Annotated in this window: 22 protein-coding genes; 11 read left to right on the top strand and 11 right to left on the bottom strand. The window is 47.0% G+C overall.

What is annotated here, in order from left to right; genetic code table 11:
• Positions 1 to 85: 85 nt before the first annotated feature.
• Together DFR44_RS00695 and DFR44_RS00690 are read right to left on the bottom strand one after the other, a co-directional pair.
• Positions 86 to 4,150, bottom strand: coding sequence for a translocation/assembly module TamB domain-containing protein (locus DFR44_RS00695; RefSeq protein WP_133618782.1), 4,065 nt, complete (start codon positions 4,148 to 4,150; stop codon positions 86 to 88).
• Complete coding sequence (locus tag DFR44_RS00690) at positions 4,150 to 5,940, bottom strand: autotransporter assembly complex protein TamA (RefSeq protein WP_133618781.1); 1,791 nt, start codon at positions 5,938 to 5,940, stop codon at positions 4,150 to 4,152. Before DFR44_RS00690 ends, DFR44_RS00695 begins: the two co-directional genes overlap by 1 nt.
• A 190-nt stretch (positions 5,941 to 6,130) precedes the next feature.
• Here DFR44_RS00690 and DFR44_RS00685 point away from each other — a divergent pair, with 190 nt between their 5' ends.
• The 3 genes from DFR44_RS00685 (at position 6,131) to DFR44_RS00675 (ending at position 7,709) form a co-directional block, all read left to right on the top strand.
• Positions 6,131 to 6,310 (top strand): DUF3460 family protein, encoded by a 180-nt coding sequence (locus tag DFR44_RS00685; protein WP_133618780.1) that lies wholly within the window; start codon positions 6,131 to 6,133, stop codon positions 6,308 to 6,310.
• A gap of 27 nt (positions 6,311 to 6,337) precedes the next feature.
• A complete protein-coding gene (locus tag DFR44_RS00680; protein ID WP_133618779.1) occupies positions 6,338 to 7,207 on the top strand; it encodes a segregation and condensation protein A in 870 nt (289 codons plus the stop codon).
• Between the two features lie 139 nt (positions 7,208 to 7,346).
• Complete coding sequence (locus DFR44_RS00675; RefSeq protein ID WP_133618778.1) at positions 7,347 to 7,709, top strand: cupin domain-containing protein; 363 nt, start codon at positions 7,347 to 7,349, stop codon at positions 7,707 to 7,709.
• Here DFR44_RS00675 and pepE read toward each other — a convergent pair.
• The 4 genes from pepE to DFR44_RS00655 all read right to left on the bottom strand — a co-directional run bounded on the left by pepE (position 7,690) and on the right by DFR44_RS00655 (position 13,819).
• Positions 7,690 to 8,415, bottom strand: coding sequence for a dipeptidase PepE (gene pepE / locus DFR44_RS00670; RefSeq protein ID WP_133618777.1), 726 nt, complete (start codon positions 8,413 to 8,415; stop codon positions 7,690 to 7,692). The two genes, DFR44_RS00675 and pepE, sit on opposite strands and share 20 nt — an antisense overlap.
• A 61-nt stretch (positions 8,416 to 8,476) precedes the next feature.
• Entirely contained in the window at positions 8,477 to 9,406 is a 930-nt protein-coding gene (locus tag DFR44_RS00665) for a DUF1177 domain-containing protein (protein ID WP_133618776.1), read from the bottom strand.
• A gap of 85 nt (positions 9,407 to 9,491) precedes the next feature.
• Positions 9,492 to 11,111 carry an OPT/YSL family transporter gene (locus tag DFR44_RS00660; protein WP_133618775.1) on the bottom strand — a complete coding sequence of 540 codons (1,620 nt, stop codon included), beginning with the start codon at positions 11,109 to 11,111 and terminating at the stop codon, positions 9,492 to 9,494.
• A 638-nt stretch (positions 11,112 to 11,749) separates the two neighbouring features.
• The gene (locus DFR44_RS00655; RefSeq protein ID WP_246011998.1) at positions 11,750 to 13,819 is read right to left on the bottom strand and encodes a UvrD-helicase domain-containing protein; all 2,070 of its coding nucleotides are present in this window, start codon (positions 13,817 to 13,819) and stop codon (positions 11,750 to 11,752) included.
• A 255-nt stretch (positions 13,820 to 14,074) separates the two neighbouring features.
• On the opposite strand from DFR44_RS00655, the gene DFR44_RS00650 reads away from it, so the two are divergent.
• Positions 14,075 to 14,674, top strand: coding sequence for a LysE family translocator (locus DFR44_RS00650; protein WP_211336867.1), 600 nt, complete (start codon positions 14,075 to 14,077; stop codon positions 14,672 to 14,674).
• A gap of 17 nt (positions 14,675 to 14,691) precedes the next feature.
• Here the strand turns inward: DFR44_RS00650 and DFR44_RS00645 are convergent, their stop codons facing one another.
• A complete protein-coding gene (locus DFR44_RS00645) occupies positions 14,692 to 15,504 on the bottom strand; it encodes an AraC family transcriptional regulator (protein WP_133618774.1) in 813 nt (270 codons plus the stop codon).
• A 320-nt stretch (positions 15,505 to 15,824) separates the two neighbouring features.
• Between DFR44_RS00645 and DFR44_RS00640 the strand changes: the two genes are divergently transcribed.
• The 7 genes from DFR44_RS00640 to DFR44_RS00610 all read left to right on the top strand — a co-directional run bounded on the left by DFR44_RS00640 (position 15,825) and on the right by DFR44_RS00610 (position 23,005).
• The gene (locus DFR44_RS00640; RefSeq protein ID WP_133618773.1) at positions 15,825 to 16,433 is read left to right on the top strand and encodes a CDP-alcohol phosphatidyltransferase family protein; all 609 of its coding nucleotides are present in this window, start codon (positions 15,825 to 15,827) and stop codon (positions 16,431 to 16,433) included.
• A 19-nt stretch (positions 16,434 to 16,452) separates the two neighbouring features.
• Positions 16,453 to 18,201, top strand: a complete 1,749-nt coding sequence (locus tag DFR44_RS00635; protein ID WP_133618772.1) for a bifunctional alpha/beta hydrolase/class I SAM-dependent methyltransferase — start codon at positions 16,453 to 16,455, stop codon at positions 18,199 to 18,201.
• A gap of 13 nt (positions 18,202 to 18,214) precedes the next feature.
• A complete protein-coding gene (locus DFR44_RS00630) occupies positions 18,215 to 19,546 on the top strand; it encodes a phosphatase PAP2/dual specificity phosphatase family protein (protein WP_133618771.1) in 1,332 nt (443 codons plus the stop codon).
• On the top strand, positions 19,539 to 19,952 hold the full coding sequence (locus DFR44_RS00625) for a hypothetical protein (protein ID WP_133618770.1): 414 nt from the start codon (positions 19,539 to 19,541) through the stop codon (positions 19,950 to 19,952). Before DFR44_RS00630 ends, DFR44_RS00625 begins: the two co-directional genes overlap by 8 nt.
• 15 nt (positions 19,953 to 19,967) lie before the next feature.
• Positions 19,968 to 20,918 carry a phosphatidate cytidylyltransferase gene (locus tag DFR44_RS00620; protein ID WP_133618769.1) on the top strand — a complete coding sequence of 317 codons (951 nt, stop codon included), beginning with the start codon at positions 19,968 to 19,970 and terminating at the stop codon, positions 20,916 to 20,918.
• Positions 20,919 to 21,095: 177 nt separating this feature from the next.
• Positions 21,096 to 22,382, top strand: coding sequence for a multifunctional CCA addition/repair protein (locus DFR44_RS00615; protein ID WP_133618768.1), 1,287 nt, complete (start codon positions 21,096 to 21,098; stop codon positions 22,380 to 22,382).
• A 56-nt stretch (positions 22,383 to 22,438) separates the two neighbouring features.
• Complete coding sequence (locus tag DFR44_RS00610; RefSeq protein ID WP_162845102.1) at positions 22,439 to 23,005, top strand: 1-acyl-sn-glycerol-3-phosphate acyltransferase; 567 nt, start codon at positions 22,439 to 22,441, stop codon at positions 23,003 to 23,005.
• Positions 23,006 to 23,044: 39 nt separating this feature from the next.
• Here DFR44_RS00610 and ntrC read toward each other — a convergent pair whose 3' ends face one another.
• The 4 genes from ntrC to DFR44_RS00590 form a co-directional block, all read right to left on the bottom strand.
• Positions 23,045 to 24,499, bottom strand: coding sequence for a nitrogen regulation protein NR(I) (gene ntrC / locus DFR44_RS00605; protein ID WP_133618766.1), 1,455 nt, complete (start codon positions 24,497 to 24,499; stop codon positions 23,045 to 23,047).
• A gap of 33 nt (positions 24,500 to 24,532) precedes the next feature.
• Positions 24,533 to 25,654 (bottom strand): nitrogen regulation protein NR(II), encoded by a 1,122-nt coding sequence (gene glnL, locus DFR44_RS00600; protein ID WP_133618765.1) that lies wholly within the window; start codon positions 25,652 to 25,654, stop codon positions 24,533 to 24,535.
• Between the two features lie 20 nt (positions 25,655 to 25,674).
• The gene (locus DFR44_RS00595; protein ID WP_133618764.1) at positions 25,675 to 26,181 is read right to left on the bottom strand and encodes a hypothetical protein; all 507 of its coding nucleotides are present in this window, start codon (positions 26,179 to 26,181) and stop codon (positions 25,675 to 25,677) included.
• Positions 26,182 to 26,338: 157 nt separating this feature from the next.
• Positions 26,339 to 26,842, bottom strand: coding sequence for an SRPBCC family protein (locus DFR44_RS00590; protein WP_133618763.1), 504 nt, complete (start codon positions 26,840 to 26,842; stop codon positions 26,339 to 26,341).
• Between the last annotated feature and the right edge of the window lie 21 nt (positions 26,843 to 26,863).

Below are 26,863 nucleotides of genomic sequence, written 5' to 3'. Positions count from 1 at the left end.
ATACAAGTACCACTTTTACCATGAGCGGATGCCACATGGTTTTAAAACGGCCTTAGAATGGTTTTCGATATAAATTTATGTTTTATTAGAGTCGATCGAACCGTCGGCTGTACTGCACATCTGCACCATTAATGGAGCCACCACGGAACAACAACTGCCAGTGGCGCGATAAATTCCATGTGATTTTAACCACGCCCGCAACCGCATTCAACCCGTGCTCATACGACACCGAAAATTGATCAGACAGTCGTTTACCAACACCGACAACTGTGCCCGTTAAACCATTTTCAGATGAACCAAAATTGAAGCTGTCAATGCCGAGTTTTTCGGTAATTTGGCGACCCTTGTCGCTGCCCAATAGAATCGCAGCCGCGCCAGCAATGGCACTGCCGTCTCCCGTTGATAAGTTACTCGATGAACGACCAAACAATAACCAAGAGAGTTTTTCTTCATCGGGCATTTCAGGTGTCGAAATCAAACGCGCTCGAATGTCTGCTAAAGTACCCGTCAACTCAACCCCCACTTCAGCGGCGCTGATGGTACGCGCAGCATATAAATTAAGTGCGGGGTCATCCAATGGGCCTTGGAATGTGATTAAACCACGTTCAACGGTGAGTATTTGTCCATAAAACTTGTATGTGCCGTCGGTTATCCGTACCACGCCTTTTGCCCGCAGTGGTGAACCATTGGTCCCCTCTAAATTCAAACTACCCGCCAACTTTACATCGGCACCTTGTCCGTTGAAGCGGAAGTTATCACCAAGGTCTACAACCAAATTCACACTTGGCACAATACCCGATGGACTTTCAGGGCTATCTTTATCCTTAGCATCACATTTAATTGACTTGGCTGGGTCTTTCGCACACACCACGACATCATCACCTAAGCTGGGCGGTAAACTGGGCGGCATGTCAATCAACGCCCTGTCCACACGAATCTTGCCTTTGATTTCCAACTGATTAAGACCATCATAACCCAGCTCGGCTTGCCCGCTTAAAACAAGCTGACGATCCAATCGAACAAATGGGCGCAATTTATCCATTGACACTTGTGCGGTCAACAATCGTCCGCCCGCGCCATATGATGCTTGGCCTCGAACCGACAACCGACCTTCCACACCGTTGAAGTCAAACTGTTCAAAGTCAACAGCGGTATCGGTCAATTTTAAACGCACCACACCGTCTTTAAGGCGAAAGCCCTGCTCAACATGCAACACATCTAAATTTTGCCCCGTCAGCATGCCACTGACCACGGGCGCACCGACCGTGCCGCCGACACGCATATCCGCTTGCATTTGTCCTTTAAGGCGAATATTGGCGCCTAGAAGGCTGTTAAATTGCTCCAATTGATTCAATTGCGCCTGAGCAGTCAAATTAACAGGAGACGTATTGGTTATCACCCATCCCGATGGACTGCCAACCAAACCAATGTATCCACTACTATTGACCTTACCCAAGCGTTCGGAGTCTAAATTGCCAGTGAGATTCAAGTTGCGCCCAGCCATACGCCCATCCAGCACGAGCTGACTAAGGGCGATGGTGTTTTTCTGCCGCTTATCGAGCCACAAATCGCCTTTTTCACGCTCGAACCTAAAACCACCCGTGGGCGAGTTGCCCATCGCCATATCCCATTCGCCTTTAATGCTCATGTCGCTGTAAAACGGTAATTTAATGTTGAGCCAAGTGAGCCATTCTGGAATAACCAGATTATTGATGCGGCCACGGCTGCTGATGCGAGCGCCCATCACATTCAGGCTTTCTACACTCAATCGCGCGGATTGTACTTGCGCATCGAGGTTTTTAAACTGCAACTCGCCTTGTTCAAATGCAACCTGCGCGGGATGTTGCAAGAGGATATTCGGCTGTCCTTGATTGATAAATTGATTGATTTGTCCACGCCAACCTGTTTCAACTAAGCTACCACTGCCTTGTGCGGACGCGTTTAAAATCCATTGTACGGCTGGCTGACCTGTCAATTTTAACGTCTTGCCATCTTTAACAGTTTCTGTAGATTTGCCCTCTGGGACAATCAGAACACGCCCCTGCAATTTACCGTTAAATTGGTGCGAGGCTTGCGTACCCGCGACGTTAAGATTTAGCGTATCCAACTTTATCAAATCATTGCCGAAGCCCTGCACATCCAACTGCACGTTCATTGGGGCTTGCGCTCCCGAACTCCATTCACCCTTCAGGACGGCTTGTCGGACGGCTTGCGCCCCTATTTTCAAATCGGTTGCAGTGGCATCGACCACGCCTCTGGGATGAAATAAACTGCCTGTTAAATCCCCTTTCGCCATGAGACTGCCACCAAAGCCAAATTGCAATTGGCTTAAATTCGGCGCATTGATGTTAAAGGCCAGTTTATTCGGGCTGTCTTTGCTGATGCCCATCTCACCCTTAGCAAAAAATTTATTGACGCCAATCGCCACATCCAACTCACGCGCTGCTAAAGTATCGGGTGCGTTGTAGCTGACATCCACTCGCCCTTGGGCGGGCACACCTGCCCAGACGCTGTCATTTAGTACGCCTTTAATATTGAGTTTAACATCGGGTTTGATGACACCATTCACATCAAAATTCCCTGCCAAACGACTGCTTGGGAACGCCCCCAGCTCGGCTAGGTTAAATTGCAACAACTGCGCTTTGCCTTCGAAAGGCAAACCTTCTGTGTATTTGAGTTGGCCTTGCAACTCAATTTTGGCATTGGCTTGACCAGACACACGGGCTTGCTTGACTTCAACCCGCTCTTTATTGATGTTGACATCTGCAAATAGTTGCAGGTTATTGCCTCCACTATTATTTAAGGTGCTGAGAATGTGCTGGTTGCCTTTTGTAATATCCAAGTCGAGTGGTCCAGACAGACGAGTGGACATCATTTTGGGATGGACATTTTTCAAATCGAAATCTTTAACTGCGAGCTTAAAATCGCCTTGCTTGTCTTTCCACGTCCCTGCACCTGTGATGCGCCCATTGTGACTGAGCAATAAATCAATTTGACTGATGTCTTGTTGTTCTGTTGTGAGTTTAAAATTGCCCGTTGCCTGTTCAATTGGCAAAGAAAAATCCGATAGGGGCGCGGGCGCATGATTAATGACTTTCCAACTGCCCTCGGCGGGCTGACGATTGGCTGAACCTGCTTTTAACTTCACTTCGGCCGCCTGACGCGCGGCAACAAACGTGATGTCTAAATCGGCTTTGAGCAATTTGTCCCAAAATGCGTATGGATTCAAATGGGTGATGTTGATTTGCCCCTGATGGATGTAATAATTATCAAGCAACTGCAGTTCCAGTTGAGCTGAACCTGTCAAGGGTTGTGCTTGAGAACCACCGCTCGCTTTCAGGTCTATCATCAAATCATAAAAATCGCCCGTTGCGGCTACATCTATCGTGTAATCATGCCCCTCGTATTCCGAAGTCGCTTGAAGTTTAGATTTAATGGGGAAAGGGCGGACGCCATCGATATCGACTTGCCCATTGTAATGAGCCGAGCCTTGCGTCAGTTGGGCCAAGTTAATCTGATGGTGTCGACCATCCGTTGACAGCGCGCCGTCGATATCGCTTAACACCGTCGTATCTAAACCACTGATTAAATTAACGGTATTGACTTGCAACCGTTTGACATCAAGCGCCAAAGGCAAGGTGACTTTATCCAATGGCGTATTGTCGTCGGGTTGTGGGTATAGCGTCACATCTATCGTATTGGCTTTTAAATGAGCCACATTCCATCTGAACGGAAACACATCCCAAGACCACTCGCCTGAGAGTTGGCGAATGTCTACGTGTACCGACGGTGCCAGATGTATGTTAATTTCACTCGCTGAGCCACCCTTGGCGAGGCTGCCAGAATTCCAATCGGCTTGAATACGACCGTTGGTTAAGGTGTTTGCAATCGCCCATAGTTTTTTTGTCCCCGACTCGGATTGAATCATGACAATGCCCGCACCAATAACCAACACATGCGCAAGAACGACACACATCAACACATAACGCCACCAGCGCGTCTTTTTTTTGGGTTTGGGCGTGTTTTCGCCAGATACAGTTGAAGCGCTTGGCGCATCCAAAATATCGGAGGTCAACGGTTCACCTCCCGACTCATGTCCAAGAATAAATGGGCCTTTCAACCAAAATCCGTGATTTTTTAACATACGCATCAGAACAAAATCCCAATTGAAATGTGTGGGGATAATTTTTTACGCGGATAGCCATACGCCAAGTCAAAGTGAATCGGCCCCACAGGGCTATGCCAACGCGCACCTAAACCAAAACCTTGATACAACTTCACATCGGTTAAACTGTTGGTGACCGTACCCACATCATAAAAAGCCGCTGCCCCCCATGATTTATTGAACCAATGCGTGTACTCGGCTGAAGCGGTGCCTAAATACTGCCCTGGGAAACCCGTCTCGCCGTCATATTCAACACCAATCGCCTGATACGAGTAACCCCTAATAGAACTGCTTCCTCCCGCAAAAAAGGTGAGGCTCGAAGGCACATCAAAGATACTGTCTTTTGAAATAACCGCACCCGCCTCTGCACGCAAAAGAAGAGAGTCACTTTTAAGAAAAGGAATGAAATAGCGATAACGACCATAAAGGCGCAAGAAACTAGCAGTTGAGCCCGCATTTTTAGACGCGCCACCGATGGAGGTTTCAATCGCATAACCTTTGCGCGGAAAAGCTGGGTTGTCCACATTATTTTTAGTCCATGACACGCCCAAAACCGTCGCATGAGTATTGAAATCACCAAAACGACTATGAAAATAATCTAAATCATACGAAAGAGCGGTGCGCTCCAGTTTTCGACCATAGTGCAAACCAATCTGCGACTCTCGCCAAGGAACATCCACAGTTAAATCATCTTCGACTTTGCCCGCCAAGCTCCAAGCAAAATGCTTTGAGTTTTGGGGCGTCGTCAAAGACATCGTCCCTGTGCGTTTTTCTTGCTGCCAATCGTACTTGGTATCAAAAATCCAACCTCGTTTAAACACATTGTAGTGGCTGTATTGCACATTGGCTCGATAGCCTGCGTCGGTACCATAGCCAAGCAAACCCGTGAAATTTTGGGTTGGCAATTCCACGACTTTAACTTTAATTGGCGTCAACTGCGCATCGTCTGGATTTTGCTCAATATCGACTAAAACACTTGAAAAATAAGGTAAATTTTGCAAACGTTTTTGCAAATCCAATAATTTTTGGCGATTGTAGGCTTCACCGACCTTGATGACATTGACATTTTTCACAACGCTTGCTGGATAACGTCTTAAGCCAGCCGCATCAATTTCACCGAGCGTAAAATAAGGCCCTGAATCCAACGTGGCTGAAAGTTGGGCTTTTTTTGTATCGGGATCGATATATGCTTTAGTCTTCAAGAACCGAGCGGCTGCATAAGCCTCCGACTGAGTTTTGCGCAAAAGCAACGTTTTCGACAAGCTCCAATCATTTTGGGTAAACGGCTCATCCTCTTGTAAAGACCAGTCAAATTCTAAGGTGTTAATGCGTTTAGGGTCTTGTTGTTTAATTAAACCTTGCACTTCGAGCTTCGCACTCTCGACCATGACACGCGAACCGACCGACACCTTAACCGTCAAATCAGGCTTCGCACCATCGTCTTCTTTATTATTGTGAACCACCTCAGTTCGTGCATCAAAATACCCCAGAGTCGCCAATAAACTCGCCGCTTGTTCAGGCGTTTGGTCAATCAAAAAATCCAAGTACTCATCACGGATGTCTTCACGGGTCTGATAGCGCACGATATCCAAATAAGACTGCAAAGTCTCTTTCACCTCTTTCGGCGCATCCACAGTGACTTTATAGTTGTTGGCCCACGCACCTTGCACCATGCCCACCCACAATAACACCGCTGCCAGTTGGTTCAACCAGCGGCGCAATATTGGAACAACGCGCAATTGGCGTTGTTGCGATGAACAAAAAAACAACTTCAAAATGACAATTCCAATAACAAAAGATTAAGAAAAAGAGACCTAAGCACTCTTTTAAGACATCAAAACACCATCAAAACGCGCGCCCGCCCTCAAAGTTTTCGAGTAAAATGATGCGGGAAATTGAGGCGCAAAAAAAATAGCCTCCATTGTAAACAATTCCTGTCATCAATTTAGCATTTGGAGCAATAAAATGGCGCGTTATGAATCCGACATCACTTTGTTTTTGAAAAACCTCAAAAACACAGAACCCAAACTTGAACAAGAACAGCGTCAAGGTCGCGCCCGCTTATGGGACAAGCCTCAAGATTTGCGCTTGCAACGCGAATTCAAAGAAGCCAGCGTCGCCCAAAAACCTTATGTTTATAATTAATAAAATAGTCACACTCAACCAAACATAATGACGCAACACAACGTCTCATTAGACGAAGCCATTCTTCTAAATGCAAAGCCAGACACCACTCCCGATGTGGTGGATGGTTTGGCATTTGCGCGACTGTATGGCGAACCGCTGTTCAATATGCCGCAAGATTTATACATCCCGCCCAATGCGCTGGAAATTTTTCTTGAGACATTTGAAGGCCCGTTGGACTTATTGCTTTACTTGATTCGCAAGCAAAATTTCAACGTTCTTGACATCCCCATGGCACAGGTCACAACACAATATTTAATTTATGTTGACCAAATTCGCAAGACCAATCTTGAACTGGCTTCCGAGTATTTACTGATGGCGGCGATGCTAATCGAAATTAAATCGCGCATGCTGCTCCCCGTCAAAAAATCAGATACGGGTGAAGAAGTTGAAGACCCCCGCGCCGAACTGGTGCGCCGCCTACTCGAATACGAACAAATTAAGCTGGCCGCCTTTGGACTGGGACAACTGCCCGTGCTTGGTCGTGATTTTCAACGCGCCTTAGTGGACATCGACCACACCGTTGAACGCGCATTACCTGAAGTCAACTTGGATGACCTCAAGTCGGCTTGGCAGGACATTCTCAAACGCGCCAAACTCAATCAAAAACACCGAATCACGCGCGAGACCTTATCGGTGCGCGAGTTTATGACCAGTATTTTGCGTCAATTGCAGCACCGTCAATTCATGGAGTTTGGCGAACTGTTCAACGACCTCATCGCCGATGGACAAGGCAAGTCCGTGCTGGTCGTCAACTTCATCGCCATGCTCGAGCTGTCTCGCGAATCCCTGCTTGAAATCACACAAGCCGAGCCTTACGCGCCCATTTATGTGCGCTTGAGCTACACCCCACAATAAACACCACCCATTTTCCACAATCGCCGCACCCACTTTTTGATGTCAATCGGCAATCACGTTATGATTGTATTTCACGATTGTATTTGTTGTATACGCCTACTCTGCCCATCTCGTGCAGACATAACATAGAGGACAAACCATGGCACGCATTCAACTTTTTTCCGATACACCTCCTGCCCCAGAATACGATCATCCACGCCCCGACCGCATCGTGTCAGGCCAGCCCAAACGCACCACTTGGAACCACTTCACCAACAACAGCGGCGAAGTGTACATGGGCATTTGGTCAAGTGAAGTCGGCGCATGGCGCATCGAAATGGGCGCAACAGAAGATGAGTATTTTTTTGTGACGGCGGGTCGAGGTCGAATTATTGCCGAAGACGGTGAAACACGCGAATTCACGGTGGGAGACGCAGTGGTGATTCCAGCGGGCTTCAAAGGAGTTTTTGAAGTTTTAGATGATTTAACCAAGCATTACGTCATCAGCGAACGAAAGGCTTAAGCCTCATTGCATCAAGATAAAGCGTAGCAGGAGAAGTCAGCGTTTGCGGTGCTTTTCCTGCCTCGAATAATTGTGCTGGCCAAGAGCCATTGAGCTGAACAGCTGAATCGGTTATGCGCAGCCAATCGCCCTCTGGCAAACCAAGCACGCATTGTGACGAATTGGCGGCAAGGTACTCCGCAATACGCTGGTCACGCGTTTCCCCCTGATGCCCATTGGGCGAGGCGTTGGTATAGTGCGGATTGAGCTGAAACGGGATTAAACCCAGTGCATCAAACCCTTTGGGATCGACTATTGGCATGTCGTTGGTGGTACAAATGGAGGGACAAGCCAAGTTGGCCCCCGCACTCCAGCCAATGTAGGGTACGCCCGCCAACACCCGTTGGCTAATCACTGGCAGCAGACCAAGCTCACGGCAATGCTTGAGCAAATTGAAGGTATTACCACCGCCTACCACAATAATCTGGGCCTGCTCCAATAAAGCCACTGGGTTGCTTACGCAGTGTGCAGACTGCACATCAATACCGAGTATAGAAAACACCTCTTGTACTTTATGCAAATAATCATCCCATTCAACGGTTACCCCAGCAAAAGGAATAAACACCGCCTGTTTGCACGCACCTGCGATTTCGGCAATGGCCTCATGTGCATGCGTCAGATAACCGCCATCTGGACTGCGAGAATTGCTCAACAATAAAAGTTTCATGGTACTCCTAAAAAAACATCTGTCTAGTACTCTGTAAAGAGGCCGAATGGGTGATTTCGTGCTATTGTCGACGTTGAAAATGCGCCAGCGAACCGTACAAGCTCAGCAGCTTCTGGTATTCGTCCGAGTCATAAAATTGGCAGGAGCCGCGCGTAAATTCCTTGGCCACTTCAACCGCAAACTGGGCCGTTGCCGCGATGTCAATCTCATGACTGGCACCTGTGCCACAACCGGGCACCACACTTTCCGCCGTAATCGCCACGCCAACCACGGGCGCCGATGTGGCAATCGATGGTTGCAAGATGCTGTTCAGGTGATAGACACCGTTGCCATAAGGTGTAATGTCTTGCATCGTCACTGGAAAGGTGACCGCCGCGCGGCCCGATGTCATCTCCATGATGCGCAATAAATCCTCGGATACTCGCAGAATATAGCCCTCCTTGACGGTAGGGGAAATTGCAAAGCCTTTGTGGTTGATGATGCGATTGCCTTTGGTCGTGTCGATTGACAATACCGCATCCATATCGGCACTGACCTCCTGTGCATTCATATCCTCGGTGTCGACGGGGGAATCCATGAAATCAACAGGCTCATGGGGACGAGTGGGGGCATCAGGACAGATATGAGTAGCGACAACGACATCACCAGGCAGGCCATCGCCTTGGGTTTGCATGTGTGCCAGTTTCAAGCCAGCGGCCAAAGCCGCCACTGCGCCATCGCCATCTGACACCAAACCAATGCGTGAGGGACGCGCACCAAGACCACCCAGTCGACCGACGATACCCAACGTAGGTGCGTCACCACCAATGAGTTTACCAGCAGCACCTGGTATCACTATACGAACAAAATCCGTCCCGCCTTTAGTGCCACTGAACCGAGTAGTCGTCACCATCACGTTGCTATACGACGCCAGCAAGTCAACCACCGTTTGACCGCTCGCATAAGCACTGTCAAGTAATTCAAATACCCGCAAAGTCTGTGCAAGGCTCATGAGCATACTCCTAGCGTTTGAAATAAATTGAGTAAGAAGCCCCTCACAGCATCAAGTCATGCAATGAGGGGAACAATCATAGGGGCTATTTTTTGCCAAACTTGGCGTTAATGGTGGCGTTAAAGAAGCTAAACAATGCGTCGCCAGCAATCACGCCACCAGCAAATACTTCCATGTAACCACGAGCCTTGGAGCCACCCATCTTTTCGATGATGACGCGCAACGCAATACCCGCACCGACAGCCCAACCAGCCATAGGATTAAAAATCAACAGCCCCGTCGCCAACAGCACGCCCAGTTGCCGCTTTGGGCCACCGAGCAACTGAATCAATGCCCCAGGAACAGCCCATAGCAATAATGAGGATGCGATACCAGGTGTAACGCCAGCATTGATAGTGGCCACATAAACCTTAGCCACGGGAGGTACCAAGCCCTGTGGAAAATAAATGGTATGAGCAATATAGACAACGGGTATCGCAATCAGAAAGGCAAGTATGGCCGCAATCAACTGTTGCTTGCGACCTTCGAGCTCAAAGACTGGATTCGTGCCTCGCCCACGCAAGATGTAGCCAGCTTTCAAGTCATAGCCCATATCTGCAAAAGCGGGACCAGTGGCCACCGAAAAACTGCACAAAACAGCTAACGCGGGGACTGGAAACCCCAGCAACAAACCCAACAACAGAGTGATTAACGCCACGGCAAAAGCTGGGAACCAGCCCGAATGCATCGCCGCAATACCGACAATCAACTCATGAACAAAGGCCGCAAATGCAGCGTAAAAAATAAAAGCAATCAACATCGGAAGCGACATGTCAGCGTAAAGTCCACCGATTAGGGACACAGCAGCAGCCAACACAATATAGCCAATCGCGCCCAAGCGCAGCGTCTTGCCAACGTTGCTGCGACTGAGCGCTTCATCCTGAGCGTCAACCTTTTTGGCTTTCTTAAACAACACGGCTCCCACTTGAAACAACGCCACCAGACCAGCCCCTATCATCATGCCATGAGGAATGTAAGCTTTACTGATATCAAAGTCGAACAGCCGCAGGTCATAACCTCGCAGCAGTAAACCGATGCCGAACATGCTCAAAGCCCAAATATTGCCGATGAAGGCCGTGCCAAAAGCCGACATGGGAATTTTGAACCAAGAGCCAACCGCACCGAGCATCATGCCAGCCCCCAACAAAGCCGCCTGTTTGCCGCCTTTGTCGCCCGCCTTAATGGCTTCAGCCGCGGCGACACCTGGAGGCCAAGCACCTGAAGCAGGAAATACCTTTGTGTTGAACATGCGGTACAACATGTAGGCATCAAGCAGCATCGCCAGCGCCACCCCCAAAAACATTGGCAACACCAAGTCTGCGCGCCCCATCAGGAATGGAATGGCAATTGGCAACAATAAACTGTTCGCCGCACCAAAAGTGGCCGCAGAAATAGCACTTTGCGCCAAATTTTGCGCATGAATCGAACGGTATTCACGCAACATCTGCAACGGAATGCGCGCCAGAATCATCGCAATTAACGCCCCGATGATTGAAGTATTGGGCGTCACGCCCAACGTGACGAGCAGTTGAATACCAATGACTGCGCCGAATACGCTAAGCAATGCCAACAACACCAGATTGGCAGCCGACACTGCTTTTGGATGAAACGGCGGCACCTGCGCGTCATTAGGCGCAAGCATGTTTGATTGGGAAATTTGTGACATAGGGAGGACTCCTTTTTTCCAGTTGAAAAAAGTGTGAGGCAACAGCCTCAGCTCACCGATGCGGGATTACTGACAAGTTGACCAGTGGGTGGCCTCGGGCATGATTTCGTGCGTCAGTGCCGCAATGCTTGAAGATATCGGTCTCAGCCGACGGACAAGATAGATAGAACGCGAAACGCTCTTCTGTAGATTGTAAAAAACACTTCAAAGGTGAGAACCTGAAACGCTTGTCGTGTACTTGGCCGACGCGTTGACGTTGTAGCAAGCCCTCTTAATCAGCCCTCTCATATCAGCTGGTAGCGCTTAAGCAGCGCACAACAAGGTGCTACGATTTCCGAGTTTACCAGAAATTTATATCACATTCAATCGACTCAAATGACATGCGATAAAGCTGCGTAATCTTAAGCGTGTGGAAAAAGTGCTCAAAGGCTACCTTGCGGCTCATACCAAGCCTGAAAGTCTAAGTTCACAATGCTTGGGTATAGACAGTCACATCCAAGTAGGCTTCAAGGCAATCTTTGAAGCCTTAGGTGGATTAAACAAACATGACGTCATCATAGAACGTAAAGCTTAAGCACCGCGCTTTTTGTCACGAGATGATTTGCTTATTCTTACTCATTTCCAAAAAAAGAGGCTTCTTAACCCTCTTTTTCTGTTGCAGAATCTTTCAAAGGTAACTCTTGTTGCCCCGCTTGTTTTGCCAGCAATGCCTTGAGCATTTCAATCCGTTGTTTAGGCGTGATTTGTGGCACATCGGTTAAGTTTTCACGTTTAGCATCTTTATCATGCTGCATTTCTTTAATGAAACGCGAGGCTTCACGATTTTCAAAGTCTTGCCCACGGCGGCGTTTTTGACACCATGTGATGTGCAAACTTTTACGCGCACGGGTGATACCGACGTACATCAGCCGCCGTTCTTCTTCAACGCGATTGGGGTCTTCGAGTACGTCTTCACGCGACATGTGCGGCAATAAGCCCTCCTCAACTCCAACCAAAAACACATGCGGATATTCCAAGCCTTTAGAAGCGTGTAAGGTCGATAGGCGCACCGCATTATGTTCTTCAGCGCCCTTGTCCAGCATGGACATAAGCACCATATTTTGAATAATTTCGGAGAGTTTTTTGTCGCCGTCCTCTGCCCTGCGTTTCATCCATGCCATGAAGTCAACTACGTTTTTCCATTTATTTTGTGCTTGTCGCTCATCAAAGTGTTCAAATAAATACACTTCGTAGCCAATGGCTTTGATTAAATCATCGAGCACTTCAGGGGCTTCGTCGCGCGCGGCGCGTTCGTCAAATTCATTGATAAACTCAACAAATTCAAGCAAAGGCCCCAGTTGACGTGGCGTGGAGATGCTCGCAAAACCAGTTTCAAACACCGCTTCGAATAATGAAATATCACGTCGCCCAGCGTATTGACCAAGGTGCTCGAGCGTGGCTGCACCGATGCCACGTTTCGGGGTTGTGACGGCTCGAATAAAAGCGGGGTCGTCATTGATGTTATTGAGCAAGCGAAAATACGCCATGATGTCACGAATCTCGGCGCGTTCGAAAAAGGATTGTCCGCCTGAAAGCACATACGGGACGCGTTCCTTGCGCAGCACTTGTTCAAACACCCGCGCTTGATGGTTACCACGATACAAAATGGCATAATCCGCAAATTGGGCATGATTAGCGATTTTATGCGCCTGCAAACGCATCACCACGTTCTCGGCTTCCTCCTCTTCATTCGCCATCGGAATCACGCGAATCGGGTCACCCTCGCCGTACTCACTCCACAATTTTTTGTCGAACAGCTTCGGATTGTGCGCAATCACGGCGTTGGCTGCATTCAAAATCCGCTCGGTGGAACGGTAGTTTTGTTCGAGCTTAATCAGCTTTAAGCGCGGGTAATCGGTTTGCAACAGTTTCAGATTATCCAAGGTCGCACCGCGCCACGCATAAATTGCTTGGTCATCATCGCCCACAGCGGTGAACATCGAGCGCACACCCGTAAGCTGGCGCAACAGTTGGTATTGCACGGCATTGGTGTCTTGATATTCATCAACGAGGATGTAACGAATTTTCGCCTGCCAGCGGTCGCGCACCTCGTCATTGCTTTGCAACAACTCAACAGGTAAACGAATCAAATCGTCAAAGTCTACGGCTTGATAAGCCTTAATCGTCGCATTGTAATTGGCGTACACCCGCGCAAATTGCAGCTCTTGCTCATCTTTGGCTTCTTTAAGTGCTTGTTCAGGCGTGATTTGACCGTTTTTCCACAAAGAAATCGTGCTTTGCATGGTTCTAATTAAGGCTTTGTCCGTGGTCGCACACAACTCTTGCAAAATTGAAAAACAATCGTCTTGGTCAAGAATCGAAAATTTCTCTTTTAAACCCAAGTGTTTGGCTTCGGCACGTAAGAAGTGGACACCGAATGAATGAAACGTCGAAATGGTCAACCCTTTCAAATTCACAGGCACGCCATCCATGAGCTTCGCCACACGCTCTTGCATCTCCTTCGCAGCCTTGTTGGTGAAGGTCACCGCCAGAATATGCTTCGGTTCATAACCGCAATTGTTAATTAAATGGGTGATTTTTTGGGTAATCACACCCGTCTTGCCACTACCCGCCCCCGCCAGCACCAAGCAAGGCCCTTCGAGGTAGTCGACCGCTTGCTGCTGCTGCGGATTGAGGCTCATTTTTTTGGGTGAAGCGTGTGTAGTCATGGGGCACTTATTGAATAAAATATAAAAATGCACTCGCCGAACACGAAGTGCATTTTTTTGGAGGCTGGCATTTTAACCTGTATCGCTCTTGCTGTCATGCGTTGATAAAGCTTAGACCTTATGACTGCTTGATATTTGTTGAAGTTTTAAAGAAACATAACTCTAGTTATCCTAAAAAAATTTATAAACAGCAATTTTATTCAATATTTAAACAAGGAAAAACAATAAGATGCCTTTCATTCAATAGGAGGAATTATGACTTATTCTTTGTTTTTATCTATGTTTGCATTTTCTCTCGCGGCTTCAATTTCTCCAGGCCCTGTTAATTTTGTGTCCCTTGCTTCAGGATTACGCTTCGGCTTCAATCGCACCATGCGGCATGTAACAGGAGCTACAATAGGGTTTACACTTTTATTACTCTTCATTGGTTTAGGGCTTCATAAAATAATTAGCCACCTGCCTCATATCACCTTTTATATTCAATGGTTCGGCGTGATATTTTTTGTATACATGGCAACTCAATTATTTAAAGATGATGGCAGCCTTAAAAAAAACACAAATCAACGAGCACCTTCTTACAGTGACGGTGCTCTGATGCAATGGCTCAATCCAAAGGCATGGATTGCAGCAGTCGCTGGAATGGGGGCTTTTACCACAGCAGGTGACACAAAACTAATCATCCAATTTTCAATCATTTACTTTGTTGTGTGTTACATCTCCCTGGCCGCTTGGGCGTATGCGGGTAGTTTTTTACGACATTATTTGGATGAACCTATAAAAGTTCGCTGGTTTAATCGATTCATGGGTTTTTTATTATTAACAAGCGCTGTTTATTTGTCACAACAATCAAATTAACCCGAAATTGTTACGCATTAGCACCCCTTGTATTGATTAGGGGTAGCTGCAACGATGCGCTTAAATACCCTTTGAAAATGTGCTTGGTCAGTGAAACCAGCATCCAAAGCGACATCAGCAATACTTCGTCCATTTTTAAGTTGAGTTTGAGCATACTGCACTCGACAATTAATAAGGTAGTTATGAGGCGTCATGCCATATTGCCACTTAAATGCTCGTATCAAATAGAAAGGGCTTAAGTCTGAAACCCTGCATAAAACATCTAAAGTCAGTTTATCAGTACAGCTTTGTGCTATAAAGTCAGCAACTTTTTTAAGCTTTGGATTAAACGTCTGTCGAAGCTCGGGAACACATCTATTTTTTTCATGCAGTAAAACGAAGAACTCTAATATCTCACTTTGCTTAAATAATACGTCGTGTCTGTCATCTATCAAGGTCTCGTATAATGATAACAAGCCCTTAAATAGTTCTTGATCATGGCTAATCCGAGATTCAAATTTTTGCAACTGCAAGCCTGTCGCTATCCCTAAATCATGTTGTAAGCGCATCAACCAAGAAGAATCAACATAGAACATAATATATGACCAAGGATGAGCATTGATTGGATTACAAGCGTGTACCTCGCGCGCATTCATTAGCACCACCGTTCCAGCGCTGATATTCTCACAAAAATTTTCACCGACATATTGGCTGTAACCTGCAGTCACCGCGCCGATAGAAAAAGTATCGTGACTATGTTTCTCGTAACATACTTTTCGCCCATCTGCGACAGACCTCACCTCAATGAAAGGGATTGAGGAATCTCGCCAAAAATTAATGTTTTCAGTCATATTTTTTATTTAAAGTCGATTTATTTGTTGATTACGTATTGATTAGAGCCCATCAAAATACCTCTCAAAAATTAATTTATAAACCTTAATGAAATCAATCCAAAAGACATCAGCTCAAATTATTTATTAGAATCAATTTATATTTGCCCTTACAATCAAATAGGTTGATGATAAACTATTGACGTAAAATTTTAGGCCATCAATTTTCAAAATAACAATATTTATTTTTTTAAATACGTTCATTAAATCACTATACTTTACTATCTTTTCTATAAACAAAGAACAACATAAGCTAATTTAAAGTTGCCCCCACTAAAAACATGTCCATTTATAAAATCAAACCGCTTTTTCAAAACGCGCTGCGCCCATTGGTGACAAAACTCTATAAAAACGGCATCACAGCCAACCAAGTCACAGTGACCGCATGCCTTGTTTCCGTTTTCATTGGTTTCGCTTTGTTTTTCATGCCCTTGCCTCGAGGCGCTTTTTTGCTGTTACCCATTTGGTTTTTCATACGCATGGCTTTTAATGCAATTGATGGGATGTTGGCGCGAGAGTTTGGGCAACAAAGTAAGTTGGGGGCGGTACTTAACGAGTTGACGGATGTTATTTCTGATGCTGCTTTATATCTGCCATTGGCGATTATTCAGCCTTTTCAAGCATTTTGGATTGCGTGCGTCATTATTTTATCCATCATCTCTGAGTTCATTGGCGTACAAGCTGTGACCATTGGCGCGTCTCGACGTTATGACGGGCCTATGGGCAAAAGCGACAGGGCTTTTGTATTTGGTGCTTTGGGACTTTGGATTGGCTTGACGGATAAGCTGCCTCAATGGTCGTCTTGGATATTGCCTGTATTGGCTCTTATGGTGGTTTTGACCATCATCAATCGTGCGACAAAAGCGTTACAAGAAGCTCGCTCTATTTAAATTTAACATGGGATTTTTTATGTCACGTCCATTCAATGAACACCAGTTTATGAGCCATGACGATACATCAATCTACTATCGTCATTTTCCAGCGCAAACGGACACGCCGAAGGGCAGTATTGTCTTGTTTCATCGAGGCCATGAGCATTCTGAGCGCATGATGCATTTGGTCGATGAGCTTGATTTACCTGACTTTGAGTTTTTTGCTTGGGATGCGCGCGGTCATGGCCGCTCATCGGGTGTGCGTGGTTATAGCCCGAGTTTTTCGGCTTCCGTGCATGATGTGCAGACCTTTATGCTGCACTTGGGCGCAGCCCATCAAGTGGTTTTAGAAGACACGTTTATTATTGCCCAAAGCGTCGGTGCGGTTTTAGTCAGCACATGGGTTCATGATTACGCCCCCAAAATTCGCGGCATGAGTTTAGCTTCGCCAGCTTTTGACATTAAATTGTATGTGCCTTTTGCAAAAGAGGGATTGGGCTTGCTCTATAAGTTGCGTGGTTTATTCTTCGTGAACAGTTACGTCAAAGCGAAGTTTTTAACTCAAGACCAAGAGCGGGTGAACTCGTATGACACAGACCCTCTCATCACGCGTCCAATTGCTGTGAATGTGCTGTTAGGCTTGTATCAAGCGGCTAAACGTGTTGTGAACGATGCCCAAGCAATCACGACGCCTGTGCAACTGCTTATTTCTGGTAATGACTGGGTGGTTAAACGCAAAGCTCAAGACCGTTTTTATGCCAACTTGGCCAGTCCAATCAAAAGTAAGCATGTGTTATCAGGCTTTCTCCATGACACTTTGGGCGAAAAAGACCGATATATTGCCGTCCATAAAATTAAGGATTTTGTCCAACAATTGTTCGCTCAACCGATTCACAGCCTCGACTTTAACCATGCAGACCAGTACGGTTATACCGCCGATGAGGCAAGAGAGCTGTCAGCAGAACTGCCGCCGCATTCGTTGCGTGGCATATATTGGAAGCTCACACGCCTGAGTTTAAAATTGGGCGGTTGGTTATCAACGGGTATTCGTTTGGGGCACCAAACAGGCTTTGATTCTGGCAGCACTTTGGACTACGTGTACCGCAATCAAGCCACTGGCAAAACGGCATTGGGTCGTCTTATTGATAGACAGTACCTTAACTCGCCTGGCTGGCGCGGCATTCGCCAGCGTAAGATTCACATCGAAATGCTATTGGCATCGGCCATAGCTTCTTTAAGAGCGACGCAAAAGGACATTCACATTTTGGATATTGCGGCGGGTCATGGTCGATACATCATGGATGGGGTCTTGGCTCATCGTGAGGCGATTCAGTCGATTACGCTTAGAGATTACAGTGACATCAATGTGCAAGATGGACGTCGCTTGATACAAGAAAAAGGTTTACAAGACATCGCTCAATTCATTCAAGCCGATGCTTTTGACAAAGAGAGCATTGCCCAAACATCGCCCAAACCGACCTTGGCTGTGGTGTCAGGCTTATACGAGCTGTTTTCAGATAACCAGCTCCTGCGCACTTCGCTGGATGGTTTGGCTCAAGCCGTGCCAGCGGGCGGTTATTTGATTTATACCAATCAACCTTGGCATCCTCAGCTTGAGTTAATTGCTCGCGCACTAACCAGCCACCGTGGACATCAGGCATGGGTCATGCGCCGTCGAAATCAAGCCGAAATGGATCAGTTGGTCGAGCAAGTCGGTTTTAAAAAATTAAATGAGTTGATTGACAGTGACGGTATTTTCACTGTTTCGTTGGCGCAACGATTGTAAATTGTAATCTGCAATGAAAACACTTGAGACTCGCGCGACGTGGCGTCGCTCTTTGGCATGGCTGGCATTATTGGGCAGTGTGTTTTATTCCAGCTATGGTCTGAGTAATTATTGGGCCTCGCAAAAAATTGATGTGCCCTCTTTTGTTTTTGACTGGGAGCGGCACACTCCTTTTTTGGCGTGGACGATTTTTCCTTATTGGAGCCTTAATCTTTTTTATGCGCTGTCTTTGTTTGTTGTTCGAACTCAGCACGAGCTTAAACGGCATGTTCTGAGGTTGTTGAGCGCACAGTTCATTTCTGTCACTTGTTTTGTCTTGTTTCCTTTGCAATATTCGTTTACTGCGCCCGAGGTCAGTGGTGCGCCCGCTTTGCTGTTTAATGCCCTACGAGATTTTGACAAGCCTTTTAATCAAGCGCCTTCATTACACATTTCCCTTGCGATTATCATGTGGGATTTGTATCGACGATTGGTGCGCTCGCCTTATCTGCGAGCTTTCGTTCACATTTGGACTGCACTGATTTGTGTATCCGTTTTGACAACCTATCAACATCACTTTATTGATGTGCCAACGGGGGCACTTGTTGGGGTGCTGTGTGTATGGCTTTGGCCATTGGAACAAACTAAATCGATGTTTCAATCATGGCATCGAACCCAAGAGCCAAAACGCATAACGCTTGGTTTGCGTTACGCATTGGCCGCATTGGTGTCTGCATTATTGGCTTGCTGGTTCAAGGGTGCAGGGCTGTGGTTATTGTGGCCCTCTGTATCGCTCGGTTTGGTTGCACTTAATTATTTGGCGTTGGATGTTCATGGCTTTCAAATCAATCACTTGGGGCGAATGAAGTGGGCGGCTCAAGTTTTGTTTGCGCCTTACCTTCTCGCGGCGCGGCTTAACCAATTTTTATGGACTCGTCGTCTTCGATTAAGCCATCCAGTTCTGACGCGCGTATCCGTCGGTCGCCTGCCCACGTATCAGCAATGGCGTTCTTTGAATCGCCCGACCCTTGTCAGTTTAGCCGCAGAAATGGCCATCCCTAAACATTGCACGCCAGCGCATTGCAGCCCTTGCCTCGATTTAATTTGCCCATCGCTGCTGCAAATACAACAAGCCGCTTCTTATATTGACAAAAGCCTTCTCGGCGACACGCGCAATGTCCATGTGTGTTGTGCGCTGGGGTTTTCTCGCTCGATTATCACGGTGCTTTATTGGCTGGTGTCTCGTCAACACATGAAAGATGTGCCGACGGCATTGGCTTTGATTGAGGCCAATGTCTCAAAAGTGGTGCTTTCGGAACAGCAACTTGCCACATTGCATTTTTATTTGAGTCAGTCTGATGATTAAAAAAGAACAACCGCTATTTAACGTCCTCGCTCATTTTTTAAATAGTCTATGGCCTGTTTGTGTGTGGGGCATTGGCATGACCGTTTTGGGCGTGTTATCTGTAGCACGGCTATCCCATTTATTTAGCGTCGTGATGATAGTGTGGGGACTGCTTAACATATATCTGAGCATTCGCATTTTATTTGATGCCCGCCTTTTTTTAGGCTTATCCATCGACAATGGCATCGATTTCGTTCAACTAGATGAAGGCTTGTATCAACTTGGACTTTTAAAAAAACAAGGTGAAGGACAAGCCACGCGTTCCACGACCGAACGCTTAAAAGGTACGCGCCGCTTGATTCGATATTTTTTACTGTCGCACTTCGGGCAAACACTGCTCTTGATTTATATAACAACCCTATCTTAAATAGAAAGAGAACCTATGTTATCTTGGATTCAAATCTCGGCAGAATTCCAACGATTAATGCTCATTGTGGCGTGCATTTTGATTGTCGCTTCATGCGTGGCCTACGTCCTGCGCTGGAAAGTTGCGCTTGGACAACCTCATGCGGTCATTGACAACCTAATCGCTCGCATCAATGCGTGGTGGGTTATGGCTTTTATCTTACTCGCGTGTGCCATCCTCGGGCGTTACGCGATTTTGCTCCTTTTTTCTGTGATTTCAGCAGTGGCCCTCACTGAATACATCGCCTTGCTCTACAAACGACGGGGCGATTATTGGTCTATTCGCTTGGCACTTTATGCTGTCATTCCAATGCAATATTATTTAATCAGCATTGATTGGTATGGGATGTATATGATTTTTATACCCATTTACATCTTTTTCTTAACGCCTATTTTAACTTTATTCACCGCCGATTCTGTTCGCTTCTTGGAACGTACCGCTAAGTTTCAATGGGGTTTGATGATTTGTGTGTTTTTTATTAGCCATGTGGCCGCCATAACCACCCTCAAATTAAATGGCTTTACAAATAACATTCAGTTGGTTGCTTTCTTGATTCTAATTGTCCAAGGCAGTGATGTGTTGCAATACATCTGGGGGAAAATATGCGGTAAACATGCCATTGCCCCAAAACTATCACCCTCTAAAACATGGGAAGGCTTTATCGGCGGTGTCTTAAGTGCAACTTTATTGGGTGCGGCTTGTTATTGGCTCACACCTTTCACACCAGTCCAAGCAGCTTTAATGTCATTTATATTGTGCATCATGGGCTTTTTTGGCGGTTTGGTCATGTCGGCCATCAAACGAGACAGCGGCATCAAAGATTGGGGCAACTTAATCGAAGGGCATGGCGGTATGCTTGACCGCTTAGACTCGATTATTTTCTCTGCGCCTGTCTTTTTCCACCTCACTCGGTATTTTTGGTCTTGAAAAGTACTTGAATTATTTAGGTTGATAGGTTATATCCAGCGCAATACCGTACTCACACCTTAACTAAAACTACTCATCGTTTTTACCAAACAAAGGGTTTGGTTCTATAATGCAGGGCTTCTATTGCACTATTGCCCAATGAACCAAACCTTTCTCGCCATTTCAAAATAAAGACGTATGACTATTTCCACCCCAAAAACTTACCAAGTCGGCGGCGCAGTACGCGATGCGCTGCTTGGCTCATCGGTCAACGATGTGGATTATGTTGTTGTTGGCGGCACGCCTGAGGCCATGTTAGCGGCGGGTTTTTCACCTGTGGGCAAGGATTTTCCCGTTTTTTTACATCCTGAAACGCACGAGGAATACGCCTTAGCACGCACGGAGCGTAAAGTTGGACAAGGGTACACTGGCTTTGCTGTGCATTACGCGCCTGATGTCACCCTCGAAGACGATTTGGCTCGTCGCGACTTAACCATCAATGCCATGGCACGAGAGGTTTTGCCCAATGGGGCTCTAGGCGAATTGGTTGACCCTTACCAAGGCGAGGCGGACTTGACAAACAAAGTATTGCGTCACGTATCACCCGCATTTTGCGAAGACCCCGTGCGCATTTTGCGTGTGGCACGATTTGCTGCGCGTTGGGCTGACTTTACCGTTGCGCCTGAAACCATGACTTTGATGAAACAAATGGTGAGTTCTGGTGAAACCGCTGCACTTGTACCTGAACGGATTTGGCAAGAAATCGCGCGCGGCCTTATGGAGAACAAACCGTCGCGCATGATTGAAGTTTTACGCGAATGTGGCTTGCTGCGCGAATGGTTACCCGAGGTCGATGCTTTATTTGGCGTGCCTCAACGCGCCGATTATCATCCTGAAATTGACACGGGCATCCATGTGATGATGGTTTTGGATATGAGCGCGCGCATGAATTTGAGCCTTGAATCACGTTACGCGGCGTTGTGTCACGATTTGGGTAAAGGCAATACACCCGCTGATATTTTACCGCGCCACACAGGTCATGAGGCGCGCGGTGTGCCGTTGACGCAGGCATTATCAACACGCATTCGTGCGCCCCGCGCCTGCACTGATTTGGCCAAGATGGTCGCGCTGGACCACACCACTTTTTACTACTTACCCGAACTGACGGCGGGTACAGTAATCGACGTTTTCAAGCGCACCGATGCGCTGCGCCGCCCTGAGCGCTTTCAAGACATGCTGCTGTGCACTCAGGCCGACACCCGTGGGCGCGGTGGTGATTACCCCAATCACCCAACGCCGTGGTTTGAGGCTTGGAAAACTTTATTGGCTCGTGTTTTAGATATGGACATTCAGCCTTTAGTGACACAATGGCAAAACGAACCTGCTAAAATTCCTGCTGTTTTGCATCAGGCTCGGTGTGAGGCGATTGCGCCTATTTTGCTGGAATGGCAAAACAGTCAAAAAAATGCCATGCCATCTGCTTAATTTGTCATGCGTCATACGGTAGAACACGTACACTTCCACAACTTAAAAGGCACAATATGTTGAGTTGGCTTTCTAAAAAAATTCTAAAAAAACTTGGCTGGACAACAGCTTATACACCACCTCCAAACAAACATGGCATTTATATTGTCTATCCACACACATCCAATTGGGATTTTCCCATGGGGCTTTTATGGAAGTTCGCCGTTCGCCTCAAACCGCGATGGGTTGCCAAACATACTTGGTTTTATCCACCCGTCGGTTGGCTGATGCGAGCACTCGGCGGCATTGGCATCAAACGCGATGGCAACCTTGATTTGACCACGACATTGAAAAATGCCATTCTGAAAGAAGATAATTGTTGGCTCGCCATCGCCATCGAAGGCACTCGTCGTCATAAGCCTTATATCCATATGGGCTACTATCACATCGCGAAGTCCGCCAATATACCGATTGGCGTTGCCACAATTGATTACGCTTCAAAAACAGTCGGCGTTTTACACTACCGCATGGTCAAAGAGACGATTGAGGAAGAACTCATTCAATTGTCAATCGAATATGCTGAAGTCACTGGATTCTACCCAGAACAAATGGGACTTTTAAAAACAAGAGAAAAAAAGAATTAAACAAAATCTATCTATAAAAAATAGATTCAGCAGATTTAATCAATCTCTGACTTTTCTTGTGATTGTATTGCGTCCAATACCGAGCAATTCCGCCGCTTTTTGGCGGTGATTGTGCGTAAATTTCAAGGCTTCGCCAATCACCACTTGCTCAAACTGCTCTTGCATTTTAAGCATCACGGCAGGTTGTTTATCTGTAAGTGCCTGCGTCACGGCTAAGCGCAAAGCCTCTTGCCAATACACGCTAGGCTGGCTTGCCGCTTCCGAATCTTGAGGTAAGGCAGGCAATGCTGATAACTCATTTGGTAAATCGTTTTCGTTAATGATTTGAGTCGGCGTCATGACCGTCAACCAACGACACACATTATCCAACTGACGCACATTGCCGAGCCAAGTGGCTTTTTGACAGATGTTCATCGCTGATTCGGACAATATTTTTGCTGCACTTAAACCTAAATCATGTGCGGCTTGTTGTAAAAAATGCTGCATGAGTAAAGGGATGTCTTCTGCTCGTTCACGTAAAGGCGGCAGATGAATGCCAATCACATTTAAACGATGATACAAATCCGACCGAAATAAACCTTGCTCAACCCGTGCGGCTAAGTTTTGGTGGGTGGCGGCGATGATGCGCACATTGGTTTTGATTAAGGCATTGCCGCCCACTCGGTAATACACCCCTTCGGATAGCACCCGTAACAAACGGGCTTGCAAATCCAGCGGCATGTCGCCGATTTCATCTAAGAATAAAGTACCGCCAGCCGCTTCTTCGAACCGTCCTGCTCGCATTTGACTGGCACCGACAAAAGCACCTTTTTCGTGCCCAAACAATTCGGACTCGAGCATGTGCGCGGGAATAGCGGCTGTACTGATGGCGACAAAAGGTGCGTCATGACCGCGACTGGTGGCATGAATCGCTCGCGCAACCAGCTCTTTGCCTGTGCCCGTTTCGCCTGTCAACAAGACATTCACCTGAGTGGCAGATAAACGGCCAATGGTGCGCAAAATTTGTAAAATCGCGGGGCTTTGACCCAATAAACCAAATTGCGTTTGCTCGGAAGTGCTTTCAGTTGTCGTTTGGGTCACGGGTTGCAAAAATCGTTTGAGCAACGCCATCAGCTCTTCGGTGTCAAAAGGTTTGGCAATGTATTCTGCCGCGCCTTCTTGAAAGGTGCTTACGGCATTCTCCAAATCGGCATGGGCGGTCATCATGACGACGGGCACATCAGGGGCGAACTGTTTAAAGTCGCGCAATAACGAAATGCCAGAGACACCTGGCATGCGAATATCCGACAATAGTAACGCGGGGTAATCGCCCGCTTGGCGCATGTTTTCAGGCGTGCGCGTCCAATGATTCAAGGCATCGAGGACTTCTTGCCCATCTGCAAACATTCGATACGGCAAACGCGATTTTTGCAAGGCTTTGTCGAGCACCCAGCGGATGCTTTTATCATCGTCAACCACCCAAACAGTGGGACGGTCATTGAGTCCGTAAGCCATTCATATTCCCTACGCAAAAGATAAATTAATGGTTCAACTGGAGGCCAGTGGCAACAACACTCGCATCTGTGTATGCCCAACGCGGCTATGTACCTCAATTGTACCGCCATGTTGTTGTGCAATTTGCATGGCAACCGACAAGCCCAAGCCCGTCCCCCCCTCGCGTTGGCTAACCATGGGCAAAAATAAAGTGTCATAAATTTCAGGCGAGACACCTGGGCCGTTGTCAATGACCGACAATTCAATCATCATCGGCTGCATGACTTGATTCACCACACATTGACGCGCAACCCGTGTGCGAATAATCACTTTAGGCGTTTCTGTGCATTGGCGCAAAACCGCTTGCGCTGCGTTTTGTACCAAGTTGAGCAGCAATTGTTGCAAATAGTCGGCCACACCGCGCACGTCAGGAATACTGACATCATAATCGCGCTGCAAAACAATTTGTGTGCCAAATTCAATTTGCGTTAAACGATAGACACTTTCACACACTTCATGGATATTTAAGCCTTTCGCCTGCCCCACACCTTGACGATAAGGGACAAGAAACTGGTCAACCATGTTTTTGAGTCGATCGACCTGCGCAATCATCATTTCAGTGTATTCCATCAACTCAGGCGCGCTGTCTTGTAGTTCATCTTGTAACAATTGCGCCGCGCCACGAATGCCCCCTAGTGGGTTTTTCACTTCGTGAGCCAATTGGCGCATGAGCAATTGATAGTTGTGCATTTGGGCGCGCCATTGCGCATCTTGGTTGACATTTTCATACGCGCCCAACTGATGGCATTCTAAACAATAGTATTCCACCGTGGACAGCGGCGACAGCTCATGCAGCGGCGAGACAATGACATGAACCAGTACGCTGTCGCTCATGTCGTCACGCACACGCAACAGACGCAAAACCCCACGACAAACTTCATTCTTGCCGAGCAACATATGTTGCAACAGTTTAGTTAACGTCTCATCCTGCTCAAACCAATGTCCAATACCAACCCCTTGCGCATGAGCCACGGTACTGCCCCACATCATTTGCGCAGCCGAATTAAGCTGCTGAACACGCGCCTGAACGTCGAGTACCGCCACCGCATTTTGTAAGGCGTCTATCGTTAGGTTTATGGGAGCCACTGGAGAGGGTTTGATTGTTGAGCGGGTCATTTGCAATATTGAGCCATATATTAGTTAGTCACCAAACGGAGGTCGTTGTCGGTCATGCCTTTTATCTGAGCAATTTCGCGTTGTAGAGCTTTGACGTTGGCTTGTGCCATGGCTAAATTTTTTTTCAAATCTTTATCCAATGACGTTGAATATGTATGACGCGTTTCTGTTTGCAAACGGTTGAGTATGGACTGCGCTTGTGCCAACTCCCCCTCCAAAATCTGTCTACGTGAAGCATCTCGATGTTGTTGCACTTCAGGTGAGACCTGCGCACCTGCGATTATCGCGCCATTTGCGGGCTGAGGGTCGCTCATTTGCGGTGACACACGCGAACGGGGCATCGGTTCAACCACACGCACCACTCGTTCGCTGCATTTTGCGCGCATGTTTAAGTTCTGCAATAGCAACTGACCGTTTTCGTTATGACAGACATAAATTTTAGCCTCGGTTCGCATCTGCGCCTGAGCAGCACAAGCCCACGCACCGAACATCGACAGCACCAACACCATTTGTTTAACCCGCATCATTGCCTCCTCCCATGCCCGCATTATAGAGCATGAACGGTCTACATAAAAAAAGCGCTGATACAAAATTGCATCAGCGCTGTCAACTTCTCACACGAGAAAAGAAGCCTTTTTTCCATTTTTTAGGAATTTGTTCAGTACGGGTTTCTCTCTTTTTAGCTTAATTACGTTTGTGAGCAATGTATTTGCCTAAATTTTCCATCACGCTAGGAAAATCTTCACTCACGGCTTCGCCAATAACTTGAGATTCGGGTCCACGCACATCAATAGCGTAAATAACGCGAGTTTTGTTCTCGGCAATAGGCTCGATACGATGCTCAACCTGAATAATCGTTTCACCCAACTTACTTTCATCAGTAAAGCGCTGCTGCGCCACAACAGAAACCAATTTGCTATGAATAATATCGCCGTCAGGCAACTCCATTGCGAAATGAGTGCCTGCAATAAAATCACCCTCTATTTGAATGGACTTAACACCAGCATTCCAGTCTTTCCAAGTGGCGGTATCAATCAACACACTCCAAACAACAGAGGATTCAGCTTCAATATCATGGCTATAAGACTTGCTCCAAGCGCTCATAAAACGAATCTCTCTATTGATAAAATTATGAATAACAAAACAATCAACTGGTAAACAACTTGGCTTCATCTCTTTAATCAACACAAGTCGTTTACCCTGATTTTT

This window comes from Hydromonas duriensis, assembly GCF_004363775.1.
Lineage (GTDB): Bacteria > Pseudomonadota > Gammaproteobacteria > Burkholderiales > Burkholderiaceae > Hydromonas > Hydromonas duriensis.
This window is presented reverse-complemented; position numbering and strand designations above follow the sequence as displayed.

Bases quoted from the DNA above. Each gene is read 5' to 3' on its own strand.
- DFR44_RS00675 (WP_133618778.1), top strand. From the start codon at position 7,347: ATGGCACGCATTCAACTTTTTTCCGATACACCTCCTGCCCCAGAATAC.
- DFR44_RS00685 (WP_133618780.1), top strand. From the start codon at position 6,131: ATGGCGCGTTATGAATCCGACATCACTTTGTTTTTGAAAAACCTCAAA.
- DFR44_RS00660 (WP_133618775.1), bottom strand. From the start codon at position 11,111: ATGTCACAAATTTCCCAATCAAACATGCTTGCGCCTAATGACGCGCAG.
- DFR44_RS00680 (WP_133618779.1), top strand. From the start codon at position 6,338: ATGACGCAACACAACGTCTCATTAGACGAAGCCATTCTTCTAAATGCA.
- DFR44_RS00630 (WP_133618771.1), top strand. From the start codon at position 18,215: ATGAAAACACTTGAGACTCGCGCGACGTGGCGTCGCTCTTTGGCATGG.
- pepE (WP_133618777.1), bottom strand. From the start codon at position 8,415: ATGAAACTTTTATTGTTGAGCAATTCTCGCAGTCCAGATGGCGGTTAT.
- DFR44_RS00645 (WP_133618774.1), bottom strand. From the start codon at position 15,504: ATGACTGAAAACATTAATTTTTGGCGAGATTCCTCAATCCCTTTCATT.
- DFR44_RS00655 (WP_246011998.1), bottom strand. From the start codon at position 13,819: ATGACTACACACGCTTCACCCAAAAAAATGAGCCTCAATCCGCAGCAG.
- DFR44_RS00625 (WP_133618770.1), top strand. From the start codon at position 19,539: ATGATTAAAAAAGAACAACCGCTATTTAACGTCCTCGCTCATTTTTTA.
- DFR44_RS00640 (WP_133618773.1), top strand. From the start codon at position 15,825: ATGTCCATTTATAAAATCAAACCGCTTTTTCAAAACGCGCTGCGCCCA.
- DFR44_RS00610 (WP_162845102.1), top strand. From the start codon at position 22,439: ATGTTGAGTTGGCTTTCTAAAAAAATTCTAAAAAAACTTGGCTGGACA.
- DFR44_RS00650 (WP_211336867.1), top strand. From the start codon at position 14,075: ATGACTTATTCTTTGTTTTTATCTATGTTTGCATTTTCTCTCGCGGCT.
- DFR44_RS00635 (WP_133618772.1), top strand. From the start codon at position 16,453: ATGTCACGTCCATTCAATGAACACCAGTTTATGAGCCATGACGATACA.
- DFR44_RS00695 (WP_133618782.1), bottom strand. From the start codon at position 4,150: ATGCGTATGTTAAAAAATCACGGATTTTGGTTGAAAGGCCCATTTATT.
- glnL (WP_133618765.1), bottom strand. From the start codon at position 25,654: ATGACCCGCTCAACAATCAAACCCTCTCCAGTGGCTCCCATAAACCTA.
- DFR44_RS00665 (WP_133618776.1), bottom strand. From the start codon at position 9,406: ATGAGCCTTGCACAGACTTTGCGGGTATTTGAATTACTTGACAGTGCT.
- DFR44_RS00615 (WP_133618768.1), top strand. From the start codon at position 21,096: ATGACTATTTCCACCCCAAAAACTTACCAAGTCGGCGGCGCAGTACGC.
- DFR44_RS00620 (WP_133618769.1), top strand. From the start codon at position 19,968: ATGTTATCTTGGATTCAAATCTCGGCAGAATTCCAACGATTAATGCTC.
- DFR44_RS00595 (WP_133618764.1), bottom strand. From the start codon at position 26,181: ATGATGCGGGTTAAACAAATGGTGTTGGTGCTGTCGATGTTCGGTGCG.
- ntrC (WP_133618766.1), bottom strand. From the start codon at position 24,499: ATGGCTTACGGACTCAATGACCGTCCCACTGTTTGGGTGGTTGACGAT.